The 20,750-nt window shown below is 66.5% G+C and carries 14 protein-coding genes and 1 riboswitch; of the genes, 2 read left to right on the forward strand and 12 right to left on the reverse strand.

All coding sequences use genetic code 11. The annotated features are described in order from the left end of the window. Positions 1-26: 26 nt before the first annotated feature. From btuB to XarjCFBP7645_RS02365, 9 genes are all read right to left on the reverse strand, one after another. The gene (btuB, locus tag XarjCFBP7645_RS02320; RefSeq protein WP_104536086.1) at positions 27-1,904 is read right to left on the reverse strand and encodes a TonB-dependent vitamin B12 receptor; all 1,878 of its coding nucleotides are present in this window, start codon (positions 1,902-1,904) and stop codon (positions 27-29) included. Positions 1,905-2,020: 116 nt separating this feature from the next. Next, a riboswitch (cobalamin riboswitch) is annotated at positions 2,021-2,243 on the reverse strand. A 720-nt stretch (positions 2,244-2,963) separates the two neighbouring features. Continuing rightward, positions 2,964-4,250: an O-acetylhomoserine aminocarboxypropyltransferase/cysteine synthase family protein gene (locus tag XarjCFBP7645_RS02330; RefSeq protein ID WP_104536088.1), complete on the reverse strand. Its 1,287-nt coding sequence runs from the start codon at positions 4,248-4,250 to the stop codon at positions 2,964-2,966. A gap of 210 nt (positions 4,251-4,460) precedes the next feature. After that, positions 4,461-7,046 carry an ATP-dependent chaperone ClpB gene (gene clpB, locus XarjCFBP7645_RS02335; RefSeq protein WP_104536089.1) on the reverse strand — a complete coding sequence of 862 codons (2,586 nt, stop codon included), beginning with the start codon at positions 7,044-7,046 and terminating at the stop codon, positions 4,461-4,463. 242 nt (positions 7,047-7,288) lie between these two features. Then, the gene (locus XarjCFBP7645_RS02340) at positions 7,289-8,062 is read right to left on the reverse strand and encodes an ATP-binding cassette domain-containing protein (protein WP_104536090.1); all 774 of its coding nucleotides are present in this window, start codon (positions 8,060-8,062) and stop codon (positions 7,289-7,291) included. Further along, positions 8,059-8,853: an aliphatic sulfonate ABC transporter permease SsuC gene (gene ssuC / locus XarjCFBP7645_RS02345; protein ID WP_104536091.1), complete on the reverse strand. Its 795-nt coding sequence runs from the start codon at positions 8,851-8,853 to the stop codon at positions 8,059-8,061. Before ssuC ends, XarjCFBP7645_RS02340 begins: the two co-directional genes overlap by 4 nt. 163 nt (positions 8,854-9,016) lie before the next feature. Beyond that, positions 9,017-10,000, reverse strand: coding sequence for an aliphatic sulfonate ABC transporter substrate-binding protein (locus tag XarjCFBP7645_RS02350; protein ID WP_104536092.1), 984 nt, complete (start codon positions 9,998-10,000; stop codon positions 9,017-9,019). Positions 10,001-10,011: 11 nt separating this feature from the next. After that, positions 10,012-11,052, reverse strand: coding sequence for an L-glyceraldehyde 3-phosphate reductase (gene mgrA, locus XarjCFBP7645_RS02355; protein WP_047127064.1), 1,041 nt, complete (start codon positions 11,050-11,052; stop codon positions 10,012-10,014). A 16-nt stretch (positions 11,053-11,068) separates the two neighbouring features. Then, on the reverse strand, positions 11,069-12,397 hold the full coding sequence (locus tag XarjCFBP7645_RS02360) for an LLM class flavin-dependent oxidoreductase (RefSeq protein WP_104536093.1): 1,329 nt from the start codon (positions 12,395-12,397) through the stop codon (positions 11,069-11,071). Between the two features lie 64 nt (positions 12,398-12,461). Further along, a complete protein-coding gene (locus XarjCFBP7645_RS02365) occupies positions 12,462-14,717 on the reverse strand; it encodes a TonB-dependent receptor (RefSeq protein WP_258079490.1) in 2,256 nt (751 codons plus the stop codon). A 271-nt stretch (positions 14,718-14,988) separates the two neighbouring features. Between XarjCFBP7645_RS02365 and XarjCFBP7645_RS02370 the strand changes: the two genes are divergently transcribed. Both XarjCFBP7645_RS02370 and XarjCFBP7645_RS02375 read left to right on the forward strand, forming a co-directional pair. After that, on the forward strand, positions 14,989-15,297 hold the full coding sequence (locus XarjCFBP7645_RS02370) for a GIY-YIG nuclease family protein (protein ID WP_104536094.1): 309 nt from the start codon (positions 14,989-14,991) through the stop codon (positions 15,295-15,297). Positions 15,298-15,342: 45 nt separating this feature from the next. Then, positions 15,343-16,050, forward strand: a complete 708-nt coding sequence (locus XarjCFBP7645_RS02375; protein WP_104536095.1) for a glutathione S-transferase — start codon at positions 15,343-15,345, stop codon at positions 16,048-16,050. A gap of 128 nt (positions 16,051-16,178) precedes the next feature. Here XarjCFBP7645_RS02375 and XarjCFBP7645_RS02380 read toward each other — a convergent pair whose 3' ends face one another. The 3 genes from XarjCFBP7645_RS02380 to XarjCFBP7645_RS02390 form a co-directional block, all read right to left on the reverse strand. Continuing rightward, positions 16,179-16,994, reverse strand: a complete 816-nt coding sequence (locus XarjCFBP7645_RS02380; RefSeq protein ID WP_104536096.1) for a DUF3014 domain-containing protein — start codon at positions 16,992-16,994, stop codon at positions 16,179-16,181. Positions 16,995-17,966: 972 nt separating this feature from the next. After that, the gene (locus tag XarjCFBP7645_RS02385; RefSeq protein ID WP_104536097.1) at positions 17,967-19,136 is read right to left on the reverse strand and encodes a lysozyme inhibitor LprI family protein; all 1,170 of its coding nucleotides are present in this window, start codon (positions 19,134-19,136) and stop codon (positions 17,967-17,969) included. Continuing rightward, positions 19,133-20,734 carry a hypothetical protein gene (locus XarjCFBP7645_RS02390; RefSeq protein WP_047127069.1) on the reverse strand — a complete coding sequence of 534 codons (1,602 nt, stop codon included), beginning with the start codon at positions 20,732-20,734 and terminating at the stop codon, positions 19,133-19,135. Before XarjCFBP7645_RS02390 ends, XarjCFBP7645_RS02385 begins: the two co-directional genes overlap by 4 nt. Positions 20,735-20,750 lie beyond the last annotated feature (16 nt).

Genomic DNA, 20,750 nt, shown 5'->3' on the forward strand with positions numbered 1-20,750 from the left:
ACGCCGCGCCCGGCCACCGGCCGCGCTTACTGCGCGGCCTGATAACGCAATGTCAGCAGATAATTGCGCCCCGGCTGCGCATACCAACGTGCGGTTTCGTACTGGCGATCGAACACGTTGTTGGCGGTGAGCGCCACCTTCCAATTCGCAGTCACTGCATAGCTCACGCGCAGATCCAGCAACCCGTAACCGGCCAGGCGCTCGGTGTTGGCCAGATCGTCGAAGCGCTTGCCGGACCCGAACAGGCTCGCGCCGACGCCGAATGCACCGAAGTTGCGGTCCGCATCGATGCGCCCGCTCTGCCGCGCACGCCGCGGCAACCAGTTGCCGTTGTTGACCTCGCCATCGGCCTGCGGCTGCAGCCAGGTCAAGGCGCTGCGCACGGTCCAGCCGGCCAGCTCGGTGGCGTAGCCGGCTTCCACGCCGCGGATGCGCGCCTGATCGATATTGTTCGGCTGCCCGAACGGATGCGCCGCATCCACCAACGACGCGTCGTAGGCAATCAGATCGTCGATGCGGGTCTGGAACGCGCTCAGCGTCCAGGTGCCCCAGCCGTAGCTGCCGCGCAGGCCAAGCTCGGCGCTGCTGGAGGTTTCCGGCCCCAGCAACGGGTTGCCGAAGTCGGGGTAATACAACTCGTTGAAGGTCGGCGCCTTGAACGCGGTGCCGTAGCTGGCGGTCAGGCGCAGATGCTCGGCAACATCCCAGCCCCACAGCAGGCTGCCGGTGGTCTTGCCGCCGAACTGGCTGTTGTCGTTGCGACGCAGGCTGGCCTGCAACGACTGCGCACCGAAGCTCTGCTGCCACTGCGCGAATGCGGCGCGGTCGATGCGGCTGTCGGCATCGTAATTGTCGCTGCTGGTGATGGCGTCGCGCTGCCAGTCGAAGCCGACCGTGAACAGGCCCGCGCCGGCAGCGATATCGGCCTGCAACGCGCCCTGCTTGCGGCGGGTGTCGTAGGTGGACAGATACGCACCGTCGTAATACGCATCGCTGAAGTCGGAACTGCTGCCGACGCTGGCAGTGAGCTTGAGCGCATCGGTGGGTGCGTAACGCACACGGCCACCGACCGCCTGCTGCACGCCCTTGGACAGGTTGCCGCCGAAGGCCGAGCCGTCGTATTCGTTGCGGCTTTGCGCGCGCAAGGCATGCACGTCGGCGTCCCACTGGCGATTGAAGCGCCAGCCGCCCTGCACGCTCAGCGAATCGTTGCGGTAGCCATCGCGATCCGCGTCGTAGTCGCTGGAACTGGTGTCCAGATACGCGTTGATGCCATCGGTTTCGTCATGCACCGCATTGGCCGAATACCAGCCACCGCTTTCGCTCAGATCGCCTTCACTGCGCCCGGCCAGGCCCGCGCTATAGCGGCGCGCATTGTCGCTGCCGGCCGCTACGCTGAAGGTGGGCACGACGCGGCCTTGCGGGCGCCGGGTAAAGATCTGGATCACCCCGCCCAGCGCCTCGGAACCGTACAGGCTGGAGAACGGGCCACGCACGATTTCGATGCGCTCGATCTGCTCGATCGGCAGGTCCTGCAACGCCGCGCCGCCCGAGGTGGCCGAGCCGATGCGCACGCCATCGATCAGCACCACCACCTGGTCGGATTCGGTGCCGCGCAGGAACAGCGAGGTCGGCTTGCCCGGGCCGCCGTTGTTGGCCAGCGCCACCCCGGCTTCGCCACGCAGCAGGTCCTGCAGCGAATTCACCTGGCGACGCTCGATCTGCGCGCGGCCGATCACGGTGACCGGCGCCAGCGTCTGGTCCTGGGTCTGCGCAGTACGCGAGGCAGTGACCACGACCTGGTCGAGATCGATGGCGGCCTCGGCATGGGCCAGGGTGGCCACGCACAGCGACAGCCCCACGGCCAGCACCGCACGACGCGGCAAAACGGAAGAAAGGGACATCGACTGCTGCTCCTGGAACCGCGCCTACCCGCGCGGGGGCAATGGGGGCGGCAGGCAGCAACGGGCCAGGCGTCCAACGCCGCAGCGCCAGACGATCAAGGCCACGCCCACCGCGTGCCGGTTCAATCCCTCAGGCCGGTCTCCGGGCTCGCGAGTGGAAGCCTGCGCCTCCGATGCCGCGCCTTCCCATGCGACTGCACAGTGGCGTGTTGCGGCATCTGACCTCGCCCACCGTTGCGGGGGCAGCTCCGGCATTGCAGCTCGCCAAGGCGATCCGCGCACCGGATTCCCGTTTAAACCACCGCAACTCCGGCAGTCACCTCAGGGGCGCGCATGGTAGCAGGATTGTCCGGCGGCGCCTCGGCGGTCTCCGGCAACCGGCCAAGCGCAGCGCCACACGCCTGGATGGTGAATCCCTACTCCCTTCTCCCACCGGGAGAAGGTGCCCCGAAGGGGCGGATGAGGGTACGGAGCGAAGCCTCATGCCATGCTTGGGGACAGTGCATGCAAGTTTTAGCCAAATGGCAGCGCTGAGCTCGACCTAGCACATGTGAGTGGGCGTCGCCCCCGCCGTACGCTCACCCCAACTCCCGCTCTGCGCCCCGGCCCGCGCTTGCGGCGCGGGCGCTCCAAGGCACGCGCGCCCATGGCGCGCCAGCTTTGCCTCCTCGCCCCGAAGGGAGAGGGACTTCGAGCCGAACTTCATTGGCGTGTTCAAGATTTCCGGGTCATGGAAGTGACGTGCCGAGACGGCAGCGTGGCCGGGGATCGGCGGAGAGCGGCACACGGATGTGCCGCGACGGCGAGTCAGACAGGATCTCTGCCGAGCCGAAAAGCCGATCCCCGGCCGCGCTGACGCCCTGACCGAAGCTAGTACCGACAGGCAGTGTGCTTCGCCGTACCCTCACCCCAAGCCCCACTCCGCGCCACGGCCCGCCCTGCCAGCGCGGGGGCACCACGTCACGCGCCGGTGGCACGCAAGCTTCGCCTTGGCGCCACGTTGGAGAGAGGCCAGCTCGCCCCCTTCGCCTATTCCAACCAGAAAGGGGCTCTAAAACCTCACGCCCCCTGCAGCGCCTGCTCCAGATCCGCCAGCAGGTCGTCGATATGCTCGATGCCGATCGACAGCCGCACCGTGTCTTCGCTGACCCCGGCATGTTCCAGTTCGGCCGGTCCCAGCTGACGGTGCGTGGTCGATGCCGGATGCGTTGCCAGCGACTTCGCATCGCCGATGTTCACCAGCCGCGTGAACAACTGCAGCGCATCCAGAAAACGCGCGCCTGCCGCGCGCCCGCCGGGCAGGCCGAAGGTCAGCACGCCCGAACCATGCCCGCCCAGATACTTCTGCGCCAACGCATGCTCCGGATGCTCCGGCAGCGCGGCGTAATTGGCCCAGGCAACCCGCGCGTGCTGTTGCAGATACCTCGCAATCGCCAGCGTGTTGGCATTGATGCGCTCCATCCGCAGCGGCAGCGTTTCGATGCCTTGCAGGATCAGGAACGCATTGAACGGCGACAGCGCCGCGCCGGTATTGCGCAGCGGCACCACGCGCGCACGGCCGATGTAGGCCGCTTCGCCCAGCGCTTCGGTGTACACCACGCCGTGATAGCTCACGTCCGGCTCGTTGAGGCGTGGAAACCGCTGCCTGTGTGCGGCCCACGGAAAGCGCCCGCTGTCCACGATCGCCCCGCCGATGCTGTTGCCATGGCCGCCCAGGTACTTGGTCAGCGAATGCACCACGATGTCGGCGCCGAAGTCGATCGGCCGCAGCAGCGACGGCGTGGCCACGGTGTTGTCCACGATCAGCGGCACGCCGTGCGCATGCGCCACCGCGGCCACGGCCTCGATATCGGTGATGTTGCCGCGCGGATTGCCGATCGACTCCACGAACACTGCTTTGGTACGCGCATCGATCAAGCCGGCAAACGCCTGCGGATCGCGATAATCGGCAAAGCGCGTGCCGATGCCGAACTGCGGCAAGGTATGCGCGAACAGATTGTAGGTGCCGCCATATAAAGCACTGGAGGAGACGATATTGTCGCCGGCCTCGGCGATGGTCTGGATCGCATAGGTCACCGCGGCCTGCCCGGAGGCCAGCGCCAGCGCACCGATGCCGCCTTCCAGCGCAGCCACGCGCTGCTCCAGCACGGCGTTGGTCGGGTTCATGATGCGGCTGTAGATATTGCCCTGCACCTTGAGGTCGAACAGGTCCGCACCGTGCTGGGTATCGTCAAAGGCGTAGGCGACGGTCTGGTAGATCGGCACCGCCACCGCCCGCGTGGTGGGATCGGGCTGATAGCCGCCGTGCACGGCGATGGTTTCGGGCTTCCACTGCGGATCGGTCATGGCGCGGCTCGCTCGGACAGGAGTGCCGACCATAGCCGGCCCTGCACGCGTGTCTGCAAACCAGCAGTGATGACCTTATGCCGCCGCGTTGTGAGCGCAAACGATGCGCCGCATGCGCCATCCCCCTCATGCAAACGGGCACTGCCTGCGCAGTGCCCGTTGCTTGCTTCAACCACTGCCAGCGATGCGGCGCACACGCCGCGCCGCGTCTCAGCCCTTGCCAAACACCAGCCGCCCACCCTCGGCACGCACACGCACCGTATCGCCGCTGATGTAATGCCCGGACAGGATCTGCTGGGCCAGCGGGTTTTCCACCTGCGACTGGATCGCCCGCTTGAGCGGGCGCGCGCCATACACCGGATCGAAACCGACATTGCCGAGCAATTCCAGCGCGGCATAGTCCAGATCCAGCTTGAGGCCGCGCTCGGACAGGCGTTTTTCCAGCCCGTGCAACTGGATGCGCGCGATCGACTTGATCTGCGCCTTGTCCAGCGGATGGAACACCACGATGTCGTCGAGCCGGTTGATGAACTCCGGGCGGAAATGCGCCTGCACCACGCCCATCACCGCCGCCTTCATCTGCGTATAGGCCTCGGCGCTGCCGTCGCCGGACAGCTCCTGGATCTGATGCGAGCCCAGGTTGGAGGTCATCACGATGACGGTGTTGCGGAAGTCCACGGTGCGGCCCTGGCCATCGGTCAGGCGGCCGTCGTCGAGCACCTGCAGCAGGATGTTGAAGACATCGGCATGCGCCTTTTCCACCTCGTCCAGCAGGATCAGCGAATACGGGCGCCGACGCACCGCCTCGGTGAGATAGCCGCCCTCCTCATAGCCCACATAGCCCGGAGGCGCACCGATCAACCGCGAGACCGAGTGCTTCTCCATGAACTCGCTCATGTCGATGCGGATCATCGCCTCGGTACTGTCGAACAGGAAGTCCGCCAGCGCCTTGCACAACTCGGTCTTGCCCACGCCGGTCGGGCCCAGGAACAGGAACGAGCCGCTCGGACGATTGGGGTCGGACAGGCCGGCGCGCGAGCGCCGCACCGCGTCGGAAACGACCTTGATCGCCTCGTGCTGGCCGACCACGCGCTGGTGCAGCTCGTCTTCCATGCGCAGCAGCTTGTCGCGTTCGCCCTCGAGCATCTTGTTGACCGGGATACCGGTCCAGCGCGACACCACTTCGGCGATTTCCTCGGCGGTCACACGGTCCTGCACCAGCTTGAAGTCGTGATGTTCGACCTCGTTGGCCAGCGCCATCTGCTTTTCCAGCTGCGGCAGCACGCCGTACTGGATCTCGCTCATCTTGGCGTAGTCCTGGCGCCGTTGCGCGGCTTCCAGCTCCAGCTTGGCGTGCTCGATCTGCTCCTTGACCTTGGTGGTGCCCTGCAGCGCGGCCTTTTCCGACGTCCACAACTCGTTGAGGTCGTAGAACTCGCGCTCGAGCTTGTCGATGTCGGTTTCCAGATCGGCCAGGCGCTGACGCGAGGCGTCGTCCTTTTCCTTCTTCAGCATCTCGCGCTGGATCTTGAGCTGGATCAGGCGGCGCTCCAGGCGATCGAGTTCCTCCGGCTTGGAGTCGATCTCCATGCGGATGCGCGATGCCGCCTCGTCCATCAGGTCGATCGCCTTGTCCGGCAGCTGGCGGTCGGTGATGTAGCGGTTGGACAAGGTGGCGGCGGCAACGATCGCCGGGTCGGTGATCTCCACGCCGTGATGCACCGCGTAGCGTTCCTTCAAGCCACGCAGGATGGCGATGGTGTCTTCCACCGTCGGTTCGCCCACGAATACCTTCTGGAAACGCCGCTCCAGCGCCGCGTCCTTTTCGATGTACTTGCGGTATTCGTCCAGGGTCGTGGCGCCGATGCAATGCAACTCGCCGCGTGCCAGCGCCGGCTTGAGCATGTTGCCGGCGTCCATCGCGCCATCGGCCTTGCCGGCGCCGACCATGGTGTGCAGCTCGTCGATGAACAGGATGATCTGGCCTTCGTTCTTGGACAGGTCGCTGAGCACCGCCTTTAGCCGTTCTTCGAACTCGCCGCGGAACTTGGCACCGGCGATCAGCGCGCCCATGTCCAGCGACAGCACGCGCTTGCCGCGCAGGCCTTCGGGCACTTCGCCATTGATGATGCGTTGCGCCAGGCCTTCGACAATGGCGGTCTTGCCCACGCCGGGTTCGCCGATCAGCACCGGGTTGTTCTTGGTGCGCCGCTGCAACACCTGGATGGTGCGGCGGATCTCTTCGTCGCGGCCGATCACCGGATCGAGCTTGCCGCTCTCCGCACGCGCAGTCAGGTCGATGGTGTATTTTTCCAGCGCCTGGCGTTGTTCCTCGGCGTTTTCCGATTGCACGGTCTCGCCGCCGCGCAGCTTGTCGATGGCGGCTTCGATCTTCTTCTTGTCGCCGCCGGCCGCGCGCAGGGCCACGCCCAGCGGGCTGGCATCGTCGGCGGCGGCCAGCACGAACCACTCGCTGGCGATGAAGGCATCGCCATGTTGCTGGGCCAGTTTGTCGGTCTGGTTGAGCAGGCGGTTGAGATCGTTGCCGATCGATAGGTTGCCTTCCTGCCCGGAGACCTTGGGCAGCGTGTCCAGCGCCTCGCCCAGCCGCTCGCGCAGCAGCGGCACGTTGACGCCGGCCTGCGACAGCAGCGGACGCGTGCTGCCGCCACTCTGGTCCAGCAATGCGGCGAGCACGTGCACCGGCTCGATGATGTTGTGGTCACGGCCCACGGCCAGCGACTGTGCATCGGCCAGCGCCTGCTGGAACCGCGAGGTGAGCTTGTCCATCCGCATGGGAAGAATCCTCTGAACTGGTGGCCGGCGACGCCGGCAATACCGTGCAGATGCGGTTGCTGTGCGGGGTTTCAAGGTTTGGCGAGTACGGCAGCGCCGATGCGGGGCAGCAGGACCGGCTCACACGGTGGCATATGGGCTACGCGATATGGGCTCGCCCGTTGGGCTTGGCCGACCCAGGCCGGCGGACAAATCGTTAGACGATCCGCCGCAGCGGCAGCGAGGCAGGCGCCCCCAACGCCCTACTCCGCAGCAAGATTCTCCGCCGCCTCTGGCGTCGCCACTAGCGACGCCCCCAGCAGACGCGACAGCACCTGCGCCTGGATTGCCGCCAGGGCCGGCGCGCCGGGGGCACGCGGATGCGGCACCGGCACCGGCAGGTCCAGGCCGACCTGGCCGTGCTCGATCAGCACGATGCGATCGGCCAGCGCGCTCGCCTCGGCCACATCGTGGGTGACCAGCACCAGGGTGAAACCGAACTGCCGCCATAACTGCACGATCAGCTGCTGCATCTCGATGCGCGTCAACGCATCCAGTGCGCCCAGCGGTTCGTCCAGCAACAGCAGCCGCGGCCGATGCACCAGTGCGCGCGCCAGCGCCACGCGCTGGCGTTGACCACCCGACAACGTCGCCGGCCAGTCGCCGCCGCGTGTGCCCAGCCCCACCGCGTGCAGCGCCGCCTGTGCCTGCGCGCGCCCGGCACGCCCCAGACCCAGCGCCACGTTGTCGATCACGCGCTTCCACGGCAGCAGCCGCGCGTCCTGAAACATCAGCCGCACCGCATCGCGCTGCGCTGCCAGCGCTGCATGACCGCTGTCGACCGCGCCGGTATCGGCCGCCTCCAGCCCGGCGATCACGCGCAGCAAGGTGCTCTTGCCGCAGCCGCTGCGCCCGACCACCGCCACGCTGGCGCCGGGTGCGATCTCCAGGTCGATGCCGCGCAAGACCTCGCTGTCTCCGTAATGCTTGCCGACACCGCGCAGGCTCAGCGGCAGGCCAGGGTCGGTCGCGCTCATCGGCGCAACGCCGCACGCTGTTGCTGCGCCGGATGCCAGCCCAGCCACCAGGCTTCCAGGCCGCGTGCGGCCAGATCGGCCAGCTTGCCGAGCAGCGCGTACAGCACGATGGCCACCACCACGATGTCGGTCTGCAGAAACTCGCGCGCGTTGGTCGCCAGATAGCCGATGCCGGAACTGGCGGAAATGGTTTCGGCCACGATCAGGGTCAGCCACATCAGGCCCAACGCAAAGCGCAGCCCGACCAGAATCGACGGCAACGCGCCGGGCAACAACACATCGACAAACAGCTGCGGGCCGCGCAAGCCGTAATTGCGCGCCATCTCGATCAAGGCCGGGTCCACGCTGCGGATGCCGTGATAGGTATTGAGATAGATCGGGAAGAAGGTGCCCAGCGCCACCAGGAACAGCTTGGCGCCCTCGTCGATCCCGAACCACAGGATCACCAGCGGGATCAGCGCCAGATGCGGCACGTTGCGCAGCATCTGCAAGGTGCTGTCGAGCAGGCGTTCGGCCACGCGCGACACGCCGGTGAGTAGGCCCAGCGCAAATCCGATGCTGCCGCCGATGGCCAGGCCCACCGCCGCGCGCCAGCTGCTGATCGCCAGGTGTTGCCACAACTCGCCGGTTTGTACCAACGTCACTGCGGCACGCAATACCGCATCCGGCGCGGGCAGGATGCGCTGCGGCAACCAGCCGCCGGAGGCCGCAATCTGCCAGGCCACCAGCAAGGCCAGCGGCACTAGCCAGGGCACCAGCATGTTGCCTAAACGCTGCGAGCGGCGACTCATCGCGCGGCCTTGCTGGTGGGGCGCTGCAGCAAGACAACGGCGTGCGCATGGCCGCTCACGGATGCTCGGCACGCGTTCCCGCTTGCGCGTGCGCTCTTGCTTGCCCGTGCGGTCCCGCTTGCGCGTGCGCTCCTGTTTGCGTGTGTACTCCTGCTTCCACGCATCACCTGCCCGCCGCCTGCTTGCCTGCCGCTTGCACCGCGGCAACCGCGGGCGCACGCCATACCGCCGGGGCCACCAGCACGCGCCTGGGCAACAGGCGCTGCGCGTAGAACAGATCGGCAGTGCCCTGTTGCGCCTTGATGACCTCGGCGCTGAGCGGTTGCACGCTGGCCGGCGGGCGATGCGCCAGCGTGCGCTCGACCACCGCAGGCGACAATCCGCTGACCTGCGCCAGCACCTGGATGCTGCCGGCGCGGTCGCGCTCCAGCAAGCCATCGGCCTGGTTGAGCTGTCCCATCACCTGCTGCACGAACGGACCCCACGCGGTGGCGTAACGCCGCGAGGACAGAAAGAACCCGCCGGTCAATCCCAGCCCTTCGCCGTTGGCGAGCAGGCGCGCGCTGCCATCCAGCGTCAATGCCGAATACCACGGGTCCCAGATCGCCCAGGCATCCACCTGCCCGGCCGCGAACGCCGCACGTGCGTTGGCCGGCGACAGATACAACGGCGTGATGTCGCGCATGCTCAGGCCGGACTTGGCCAACAACCGCAGCAGCAGGTTGTGCGCGCTGGAGCCTTTCTGGAAGGCAACCCGCTTGCCCTTGAGGTCGGCCACGCGCCGCAGCGTGCTGCTGGCCGGCACCAGGATGGTCTCGGCCTTGGGCGTGGGCGGCACCCAGCCCACGTACAGCAGATCGGCACCGGCGGCCTGCGCGAACAGCGGCGGAATATCGCCCGCACCGCCCAGGTCGATGCTGCCCACGTTCAAGGCTTCCAGCAGCTGCGGGCCGGCCGGAAACTCGACCCAGCTGATTTTGGTGCGCGGAAAGCGCTGCTCCAGCAACCGATGCTGCTTGGCCAGCACCAGGCTGGATACCGCTTTCTGATAGCCGATACGCAGCTGCGCCGGCTCGGCCGCCAATGCGGGTTGCAGCCACGCGATGCCGGACAACAGCAAGGCAGCAATCAAAAAGCGGTAGCGCATCGGAGCGTTCCTCATTGCCAGTCGGTGGAGGGTTTTTCCCAGAGGTTGACGCCACCTTCGACCGCAAAGCGATCGATCTCGGCCAACTCGTCCGCACTGAACTCGGGCGACTGCAAGGCCGCGACGTTTTCGACCAACTGCTCCGGGCGGCTGGCGCCCAGCAGTGCCGAGCTCACCCGCGCATCGCGCAGCACCCAGGCCAGCGCCAGCTGCGCCAGACTCTGCCCACGCCGCTGTGCGATCGCATCCAGCCCGCGTGCGCGCTGCAGGTTGGCCTCGGACAGATGTTCCGGCCGCAGCGACTCGCCGCCGGGACGATTCACGCGCGCGTCGCCGGGTACGCCATTGAGGTACTTGCCGGTCAACAGCCCCTGCGCCAGCGGCGTGAATGCGATCACCCCCGCGCCGACCTCGTCGGTCGCCTCGAACAGCTCATGCTCGGCCCAGCGATTGAACAGGTTGTAGGCCGGCTGATGGATCAGCAGCGGCACCTTCCACTCGCGCAGCAACGCGGCGATCTCGCGCGTGCGCGCCGCCGAATACGACGACACGCCCACATACAGCGCCTTGCCCTGCTGCACCGCGCTGGCCAATGCGCCGGCGGTCTCTTCCAACGGCGTGTCCGCATCGAAGCGGTGCGAGTAGAAAATATCCACGTAGTCCACGCCCAGCCGCTGCAGGCTCTGATCCAGGCTGGACAGCAGGTATTTGCGCGAACTGCCGCCCTGCCCGTACGGACCCGGCCACATGTCCCAGCCGGCCTTGGTGGAGAGGATCAATTCATCGCGATACGGCTTGAAGTCTTCACGCAGCAGGCGGCCAAAGTTGATTTCCGCACTGCCATACGGCGGGCCGTAGTTGTTGGCCAGATCGAAATGGGTGATGCCCAGGTCGAAGGCGGTCCGCAGCAATGCGCGCTGCGTATCGATCGGCGTGCTGTCGCCGAAGTTGTGCCACAGGCCCAGCGACAGCGCAGGCAGGACAAGCCCGCTGCGGCCGACACGGCGGTAGGCGATACGGTCGTAACGATCGGGATGTGCGAGATAGGTCATCAGGGTATCCGGTGAGTCAGCGTGCGCTGAAGCGATTGACGGGGCGTGCCAGCCCCAGATGATCGCGCAGGGTGCGCCCTGCATATTCACGCCGGAACAGTCCACGCCGCTGCAGCTCGGGCACCACATGCGTGGCCACATCGGCCAGGCCGCCGGGCAGGTGCGGCACCAGCACGTTGAAACCGTCCGCAGCCTCGCCTTCGAACCAGGTCTGCAGCTCGTCGGCAATCTGTTTCGGTGTGCCGATCAGGCTGTAGTGCCCGCGCCCGCCTGCGATGCGCCGACCGAGCTGGGCAATGCTCAGTTGCTCCTGTCCGGCCAGCTCGGTGAACAACTGCTGGCGGCTGCGCTGGCCGGTTTCGGTGAGCGGCAATTCCGGCAACGGGCCATCGGGCGGATAGCCGGACAGATCGAAGTTGCCCAGCATGCGCGACAGCAGCGCGATGCCGACCTCCGGCTCCACCAGCTCCTGGAACTGCGCGAACTTGTCCTGCGCCTCGGCCTGGCTCTGCCCCACCACGATGAACACACCCGGCATCACCTTCAATGTGTCGCGTGCGCGCCCGAACCGTTCCAGCCGGCCCTTGATGTCGGCATAGAACGCCTGCGCCTTGGCCAGCGACGATTGCGCGGTGAACACCACCTCGGCGGTTTCCGCAGCCAGCGCGCGCCCGGGCTCGGACGAGCCGGCCTGCACCAGCACCGGATGCCCCTGCGGCGCACGCGCGATGTTGAGCGGACCGCGAACCTGGAAGTGCGCGCCGCGGTGATCCAGCACATGCAGCCGCGCCGGATCGTAGTGCACGCCCGCAGCGGTGTCGGCGATGAAGGCATCGTCGTCCCAGCTGTCCCACAGCCCCGCGACCACCTGCTGGAATTCGCGCGCCCGCGCATAGCGCTCGGCATGCACGTAGTGCGCGTCGCGGTTGAAGTTCAACGCTTCGTCGGCGGCATCGGAGGTGACCAGATTCCAGCCGGCACGCCCACCGGACAGATGATCCAGCGAGGCGAACTTGCGCGCCACGTGGTACGGCTCGTTGTAGCTGGTGGTCATGGTGGCGATCAGGCCGATGCGCTCGCTCACCACCGCCAACGCGCTCAGCAGCGTGAGCGGTTCGAACAGGCTGGAACGCGCCATCCGCGACGCCACCGGTCCACCGGCCGCAGCCAGGCTGTCGGCGAGAAACACCGCATCGAACTTGGCGGCTTCGGCGATGCGCACCATCTGGCGATAATGGTCGAACACCAGCGGGTCGGCACTGGCCTGCGGGTGCCGCCATGCGGCCACGTGATGGCCGGTGGCCATCAGGAACGCCCCGAGCGAGAGCTGTCGTGCAGCGCTCATCGCAGGCCACCGTGCGTGGTGCCTGCACTGCACGAATCAGCGTCAAAAACCATCACGGACATCGTCAAAAATCCTTGTGCAGTTGCAGCCCGACATAGCGCTGGTCGTCGCGTGGCACCAGCCGGAACACGTTGCCGGTGGCATTGGCCAGCAATGGGGCGTATGAACGGTCGCCCAGATTGCGGCCGAGCACCGCCACCCGCCAGCCATGCACATCGTCGGCCAGCGCGATGCTGGCGTTCCAGATCGCATACGGGCCCTGGATGGTCTGCGGGGTCTGGCTGAGGTCGTACTGCACGCTGTCCTGCCAGCTCACGTCGCCGTTGAATTCCAGCGCCAGGCTGCCGCGCAACGGCACCCGGTAACCAGCACGCAGATTGCCCTTCCAGTCCGGCGAAAACGGCAACGGCCGGCCATCGACATTGCAGTTGGCCGCCGCTGCGGTGGGGCAGGCAAACCGCTGGATGCGCGCCTGCGTGAAGGCCAGCGAGGCGGCCAGGCTGAGCCGCTCGGTGGGCCGGTAGTCCAGATCCAGTTCCAGGCCCTGCGTGCGCACCTGCCCGGCGTTGATCAGGCGCGTCACCACCTGCCCGGCCACGGTGTCGAAGAAGTTGGCCTGGTAGTTGGCGTATTCGGTATGGAACAACGCTATGTTCGCACTGAGGCGATCGTCCAGGGCACGCGCCTTCAGGCCCAGCTCCCAGGCATTGGAGGTCTCCGGCTTCAGCGGCGGCGTATCGCGCGGCTGCATGTTGAAGAACACGTTGTAGGCCGGGCCCTTGTAGCCGCGCGAATAGGTCAGGTAGCCGGTGGTCTGCGCATCGACGTCGTATTGCAGGCCGGCGCGGCCGGACACGCCGTTTTCTGCGGTGCTGCCACGGCTCGCGGTGGACGGCTGGATGCCGGTGACTGCGGTTGCGGAACTGGACACGCGCTGGTGCCGGTAGTCGAGCGTATCGCGGGTAAAGCGCGCACCCAATAGCGCACGCAGATCCGGCCGCCAGTGCCAGGTGGCCTCGCCGAAAACGGCATAGGTTTCCGCGCGGGTGGCGTAATCGGCCACACCCACAGTGCTGGCGGTCGGCGTCGTCACCGTGCGCCGATAGGTTTCGTCGCTGCGCGCATGCAGGTAATACAGCCCGGCGACCGCTTCCAGCGCACGGTCGCGCGGGGTCTGGATGCGCACTTCCTGCGAATACTGCGTGTAGCCCAGGTCGCCACGGTCGTGCGAGGACGGAAACGCCGCGCTGCGCTGCGCGGTGCGGTCGCCATCCTGGAACTGGGTGTTGTCCCATTGCCTCCACGCGCTGATCGAGGTCAGCAGCGCATCGCCGAGTTGCTGGTCCAGCTGCAGCGAGGCACCCTTGTTGATGTCGTCCAGATACGTGCGGTAATCGCTGTTGATCTGCCGGTTGTCGGCACTGGCGACGACCGGTGCCAGCGCCGCGGCGAAATCGGCACGCGTGCTGGCCACCACCACACCGCTGGGCGCGTCGCTGTGCGATTGCAGGTAGTCGGCGAGCAGCGTCGCGTTCAAGTCAGGGTTCGGGCTCAGGTCCAGCCGCAACCGCGCGCCGGCGCGGCGGTAGCCGTTGACGGTCTGGCCGTCGGCCACATTGCGCACGTTGCCGCCGTAGGCGGCCCACAACGCCGACACGCTGGCCTTCAGCAGCTCCGGCACCAGCGTGCCGCCGACGCTGGCACGCACGCGGTCTTCGTCGCCGCCAGCGAAGTGCGAGTAGTCCACAGAGCCGCCGAACAGCTCCGGCGCCGGCTTGCTGACGATATTGAGCACGCCGGCCGAGGCGTTCTTGCCGAACAAGGTGCCCTGCGGCCCGCGCAGGACTTCGATGCGTTCGACGTCGAGCAGGTCCAGCGTGGCCTGGCCCGGGCGCCCCAGCACCACGCCGTCGATCACCGTGGCCACACTGGGCTCGACCCCTGGCGAGGTGGAGATGGTGCCCACGCCACGCAGGAACAACGAGGTGTCCTTGTTGGAGGCACCGCTGCGAAAGGTCAGGCTGGGCACCAGCGCCGGCAGGTCGGCCACGCTGTTGCGATTTTCGCGCTCCAGCGTCTCGCCCTGCACCACCGATACCGCCACCGGCACCTGCTGCAAGGTGGTTTCCCGGCGCGTGGCGGTCACGGTGACCGCGCCCAGGGTCTGCGCACCGCGCTCCGGAGGCGCGGCAGCCTCGCCCACTTCATCGGCCAGCACCGGCGCACATGCCCATGCCAGACTCCACGCCAGCACCTGCGGCCTGGCCAACCATCTCGAAGCAGCGAGGATCCTTGCAGGGGTCCGGTGTCGCGCAGGCATGTACGTCCTTTCGTGGCGTCGGCTGTCTTGCAGCAGCGCGGGGGAGATGTGCGAATCGGCGAGCGCTGTGCATGCACGCCGACCCGGGCGCAGCGCAGGCCGAAGCGGCGCTGCAATGCGGTAGCGCATGCTGTTTGCAGCGGCCGCGAGCGTCAAATAACCAATGTTTAGGTGGTTATTCACTCACGCGTCGCCGCGTACCGGCCACCCGTGCCCAGCGCTCGCCAAGAACATCGCTGCACGACGCCAGGCCAATGGCGATAATGGGTATATGGATGCACCCAAGCCCTGGCACCTCTATCTGCTGCTGTGTCGCAACGGCAGCTATTACACCGGCATCACCAACGATCTGGAGCGGCGTTTCCAGGCGCATCAGCGTGGGACCGGTGCGCGCTACACGCGTGCAAATCCGCCGCTTGAAGTGCTCGCCAGCCATCCGTATGCGGACCGTGCCGCAGCCTCGCGCGCAGAGTGGCAGCTCAAGCAGCAACCGCGCGCGCGCAAGCTGGCCTGGTTACTGGCGCAACCGCACGACGGCACCGGGTCACAGCCCGCTGACGCTTCGATCACGCCCGCCTAGCCGCGCGGTTTCTACGCTGCAGCGTCGTCAATCGCGGAGCAGCGCATGCACTATCAGCTCTATTACTGGACCGGCCTGCAGGGCCGTGGCGAATTCGTCCGGCTCGCACTGGAAGAGGCCGGCGCCGACTACACCGATGTGGCGCGTGTCCAAGGCGATGAAGTGATGAATGCCTTTCTGGAAGGCACCAACGCCGGCGCTCAGCCATTCGCGCCGCCCTTCCTCAAGATAGGTGACGCAGTGGTTGCGCAAGTCGCGGCCATCCTGCATGTCATCGGACCGCAACTGCAGCTGGTGCCGGACTCGGACGCACAGCGCATCGACGCATTGCAGTTGCAGCTGACCATCGCCGATCTGGTGGCCGAGGTGCACGACAGCCATCATCCGATCGCCACCGGCCTGTATTACGAAGACCAGAAAGCCGAAGCCGCCAAACGCGCCAAGGATCTGCGCGACAACCGCCTGCCCAAGTTCCTGGGCTACTTCGAGCAGGTGCTGCAACAGGCCGGCGGAACGCACGTGCTGGGCACGCATTCCTACGTGGATCTGTCGTTGTTCCAGCTGATCAGCGGGCTGGAATACATGTTCCCCAAGCGCATGAAGACGCTGTCAGCCGAGCTGCCAGGCCTGAAAGCCCTGCAACAGCGGGTGGCCGCCCGCCCACGCATTGCGGCCTATCTCGCTTCCGAACGGCGCGTGGCATTCAATACCAAGGGCATCTTCCGCCACTATCCGGAGCTGGACGCGGCATAAGCGATGGCCGGGCGCGTTGCATCGCGTGCTGACCAACCCGCGTTGCTCCCATGCTGGAATGGTGCACGAGGCTGCATCCATGCATGCAAGGCCGCATTCGGGCGGCCTTCTCCTCACCACACGCCGCGTCAACGTCCCTGCAGCAACGCCGTCCGGATGCGCTGCAACTGCGCCTTCACTGCAGCCGCTTGCACCGGTCCCAGCCGCAGCAACGCCTTTTGACCGACCGACAGCGACTCCAGCGCGGGATCGACAAAACGGTACCGGCCACGCTCGTCGCGCTGCACCTTGATCGGCTGTGTCGGCTCGGGTGTGCGCAGCAGATGATCGATCACATCGATCACGCGGTCGTTGAAGTAGCGGTCCGGCGCGCCCAGATCGGCATAGGCCTGCTGGAACAGCGGATAGAAACGCACATAACTGCGCACCAGTGCCTGTGCATCCACCTGGGTGAACGCTGCCACGTAAGGCGCATACCGCGCCGCATTGGCCTGATCGACCACCACATTCCCGCCGGCATCGGACACCGCAAACTCGCCCACCACCGGCTGCAGCACCGAGGCGCGACGGCTGATGCTGGGCTGGGTGAGATTGTCGATCATCACCACCACGCGTTCGATCAGGTGCTTGCGCAGCACGATCGACAACGCGCCATCGTCCTGCACCAACTCCAGCAAGGCCTGCCACGCAGCTGCATCGCTCTGTGCCAGCGCGGGAATCGCGGCGTCCGCGGCATCGGCCGAGGGCTGCTGCACCGGATGCCGCGGCCCCGCCGGTGCCGGCGGCGCCGGGGTCACCGCCGCTGCCACGGCGCTGGCGGTCCGGCTGATCGGCGCAGGCAATGCACCCGGCGCAGTGGGTGACCCTCTGAATAGCCACCAGGCGGCGCCAGCCACCACCGGGGCCGCTAGCAGCCACGGCCAACGCGAAGACTTGGATTGCATCGTGGAACTCCTTACATCGACAACATCCAGGGTGTGACCATGAGATATCGCGGTGGTTCCATCGATGTGCGGCGATGACGCGATCAAGCAGGCATGTGCATCGCGCGTAAGCGATTGGCACGCGAGGATGACTGTCTCTGGCAGCAAACGCTGGCTGCAGCGCTAGAACTCACAGCCGAGTTGGTCAAGCGCACCTCATGCTCTGCTTGCAACCATGCACACCGACCATCTCGACTGGCCCTTGCAGCCAAGCCGCACATCATCTGCTCTACAGTCGGCGCATTCGCACCGCTCAATACCTTCCAAGGCGACCGAGCGCTTGAGCTTCCGCAGCGCCTGGACGTTCCAAAGCCGAGTTGGTCGCCTGCGCGGTGCCCTCACCGCTTGCGGGACACGCCGTGAATCCGTCCATGGAGGCTCCTTGGCGGCATCCATGCCGCCAAGGGTCCCGCAACCGGCGAGGACACCGCACCAGAGAGTTGGTTGGCCGCTTTCTTGAAAGCTTGTCGCTTGGCTTGCGGTAGCAGATGAGACGTTTGTAGGTTGCGTATTGAAAGCCCGTCTGCTGCTCGGGTTGCGATGGAAAAATGCTGAAAGGTTGATCGAACACACGGTGATCCGACCAGCGCATGCCATGTACCGCTTGCAACCATGCACACCGACCATCTCGACTGGTCCTTGTCCGCCCACCGTCGCGGGACCTTACGCGGCATGGATGCCGCGTAAGAGCCTACACGGACGTACTTGCGGCGTGTCCTGCGATGGTGGGCGGGCAAGGGCCCTGCAGCCAGGCCGCAGATCGCATGCTCTAGCTCTGGTTTTGGTTTTGGTTTTGGTTTGGCTTTGGCTTTAGCTTTGGCTTTGACTCTCGCTCACCCACATCGCCAACTCTCGAACCAGAACGACCAGCGTCGCTGCATCAAGCAACAACGCCGCCCGCCCGATGGCCGCGAGTGGCAATGTCCGCCGCTTTCAGCTTGCGAAATCCAGCCGCGCATCCACCCAGGCCGCCACGATGGCGGCGGCGACCTGCTCGGCCTGTTTCGCAGGCAGGCGCTTCTCGCGCACCAGCCATGCGGCAGTGTCGGCGCGCACCTTCGGCAGCAACGCGCGCACGGCCTTGCGCTGCGCCGCCGGCCAGTCGCTGTCTTCCCCGGTCCAGGCCGCAATCGCCTTGTCCGGATCGTCGCCGTAGCGCTTGCGCAATGCCGGTGTCAGGTACAGCAGTGGCGATACCGACGCGCGTAACGCGATGATTTTCCACTCGGCGTAACTGGCGTAGCGAATGGTGCCGGCGTCCTTGCTCAGGGCCTCGATCAACCCGTCGAAACCGGCATCCAGCTGTTTCCAGCTGGCCAATGCAAACAAACCGCCCGGCGGCTCGCAGATCGGCGCAAACCCGTCGCGGGTGGAGCCATACAGCGACCCAAACGCCTCATACGCCGGCTCGCCCACTGCAGCAAAGATGAAGCAATGCACGTAAGGACGATGATCACTGTTGTCGCGTTCGATCCACATCCGCAGCAATGTCAGCACGCGTTCCTGCGCCTGCATGGCGGGCATGCCATCCGCATCGTCGAGCAAGGATGCGGCGAAGTCGTCGACCTTGCGCAGCGCCTTGCGCGCACTTTCAAACCGCGCACTCGCCAGCTTTGCATCCACGCCCGCGGCGGGAACGAACTGATGCAGATACGCCAGCCACGCCGAGGCCAGCGGCGTGTCGTAACCCTGCAACTGGCGCGCCGCCTCGGCAGGCGCGGCGGGAATCTCGGCGATGATGCGGTCCAGCGCCTGTTGCTGCGCAACGAGCGCCTTGGCCAGCACATCGGCCCTGGCCTTCAATGTGCGTTGCAGGCACTCGTCCGGCTTGGCGTCCTGCGCGCAGGCATTGCGCTGCCGCAGCCAGGCGCGTTGCTGATCACGCACGCCTGCGACCGCGTTGCGCGGCGTGGTGTCCACCAGCGCCCGGTAGGATTCGTCCAGCTGATCGTCCAGACTGCCCAGCGCCGGCACCGCACACAGCCGTTTTTCGACTGCGGTGCCTGCCTGCTTGCAATCGAACGACGCCGCCCAGGCACCGCCGGCGCCAAGCAACAGTGCGCCACCGATGAGCACCCGCAACATGCTGGAGCAGGCTGTCATTGCACTGCGTCCTTGCGTGCGGGCAGCAGCGAGAGCAGCAGCAGGGTCACCGCCAACGCAACATAGGCACCGACGAACTGCCAGCTGATCACGCGCGCCAGGCCGTGCAGCGACCACGGAAGATAGATGCCGCCGCGCGGGTCCACCGAATGGATCAGGCCGAACAGCGTCAGCCCGGCGGCCACCAGCAGAAACACCGCACCGCGGCGCAGCCGGCTATCGATCATTGCCACCACTGCGGCGATCCACAGCATCGCGGTGATGATGAAGCCGTTGCCCAGCGCGAAGATCACCGCCAGCTCCGGCAAGCCATGTCCATCGAGTTTGGTGGTCAGTGCGACCAGTTGATCCGGCGGGATCCAGCCGGGCGCCTTGATGGTCAGCAGGTACGCCACCGACGGCAGAAAGCCCAGCACCATCGCACCGGCGTGCTGCCTGGGCGTGGCCTGGAACGCCTGCGTGGTGATGTCGATCGACACGTACACGATGATCGGTGCCAGCACCGCCAGCGGCAGCCATTGCACCAAGCCGGAGATCACACCCAGCATGCCACCGATGCCGACGAACAGGCCGGTCAGCAGCGTATAACCGGAGCGCGCGCCCATGTGCTTGTAGGCCGGCTGGCCGATGTAGGGCGTGGTCTGTGCCACCCCGCCGCAGACGCCTGCAACCAGCGTCGCCAAGGCTTCCACCAGCAGGATGTCGCGGGTGCGGTAGTCATCGCCCGCCGCACGTGCGCTCTCGCTGACATTGATGCCGCCCACCACCATCAGCAGGCCGAACGGCAGCAGCAACGGCAGGTACGCCACCGTGGCCGGCAGGCCGTCGATGAAGCCCAGGTTCGGCAGCGGCAACACGATCTTCGGCGGCGTCCATTCCGGCACCGCGAAGCCCGGTGCGCCCAGGCCCGCCAGTCCCAGCCCGTAATACAGCGCAGTGCCGATCACGAACGCCACCAGCACGCCGGGCAGCTTGGTCGGCAAGCGGCCCTTGGCCAGCAGCACGTACAGCAGCAGACCCAAAGTGACGAAGCCGGCCACCGGCGAACGCAGGGTTTCCAGCAGCGGCAATAGGCCCATCAGCACCAGCGCGATGCCGGCGATGGAACCGAGCAGGGCGGCGCGCGGCAGCGCGCGCGTCACCGCCTCGCCGACGAACGACAGCACCAGCTTGAGCAGGCCCATCACCACCAGCGCGGCCATGCCGAGTTTCCAGGTGGCGATGGCGGCCGCCTGCGGGTCCAGCCCCTGTGCCTTGAAACCGACGAACGCCGGGCCCAGTACCAACAGCGCCATGCCGATGCTGGTCGGCGCATCCAGGCCCAGCGGCATCGCGGTAACGTCGTCGCGGCCGGTGCGTATGGCCAGCCGTCGCGCCATCAAGGTGTAGAGCAGATTGCCCACCAGCACGCCGAACGCGGTGCCGGGAAACATGCGCCCAAACACCACCTCGGCCGGGAACTGGAACATCCCGACCAGCGCCATCGCGATGAAGCCGAGGATGGAGAGATTGTCGACGACTAGGCCGAAGAAGCCATTGAGGTCGCCAGCGACGAACCAGCGCGGCGAGGCCGCGGTACGCGAGGAAGGGGCCGACATGGGAACCAGGAAGCGT

Source organism: Xanthomonas arboricola (genome assembly GCF_002940665.1).
GTDB classification, from domain to species: domain Bacteria; phylum Pseudomonadota; class Gammaproteobacteria; order Xanthomonadales; family Xanthomonadaceae; genus Xanthomonas; species Xanthomonas arboricola_B.